The organism is Pseudomonas sp. PSPC2-3, from assembly GCF_049898265.1.
In the GTDB taxonomy this organism is placed as follows: Bacteria; Pseudomonadota; Gammaproteobacteria; order Pseudomonadales; family Pseudomonadaceae; genus Aquipseudomonas; species Aquipseudomonas veronii.
Map to the genome: position 1 here is coordinate 1 of NZ_JAFCXJ010000030.1, position 618 is coordinate 618.

Annotated in this window: 2 pseudogenes; both read left to right on the top strand. The window is 63.3% G+C overall.

Annotated elements, in window-relative coordinates:
- Positions 1 to 168 (top strand): annotated as a pseudogene (locus ACP7E3_RS31870) (acetaldehyde dehydrogenase); the annotation flags it as partial.
- Positions 169 to 178: 10 nt separating this feature from the next.
- Positions 179 to 618: pseudogene (locus ACP7E3_RS31875) on the top strand (4-hydroxy-2-oxovalerate aldolase); the annotation flags it as partial.

Consider the following 618-nt stretch of genomic DNA (forward strand, 5'->3'; position numbering starts at 1 on the left):
CTGAACATCCCCGGCCTGGGCAAATTCTCCGGCCTGAAAACCTCGGTGTTCCTCGAAGTCGAAGGCGCCGCCCATTACCTGCCAGCCTACGCCGGCAACCTCGACATCATGACCTCCGCAGCCTTGGCTACCGCCGAGCGCATGGCGCAGTCGATGCAACAGGCCTGAGGAGAGCGACATGAACGCTAAGAAAATCTACATCTCCGACGTGACCCTGCGCGACGGCAGCCATGCGGTGCGTCATCAGTATTCGCTGCAGAACGTGCAGGACATCGCCCGTGCCCTGGACAAGGCCAAGGTCGACTCGATCGAAGTCGCCCACGGCGACGGCCTGCAAGGCTCGAGCTTCAACTATGGCTTCGCGGCGCACACCGACCTGGAATGGATCGAAGCCGCCGCCGACGTGATCAGCCACGCCAAGATCACCACGCTGTTGCTGCCCGGCATCGGCACCGTGCATGACCTCAAGGCGGCCTACAACGCCGGTGCCCGCGTGGTGCGGATCGCCACCCATTGCACCGAGGCCGACGTCTCCAGACAGCACATCGAATACGCCCGCGAACTGGGCATGGACACCGTCGGCTTCCTGATGATGAGCCACATGATCCCGGCCGAGCA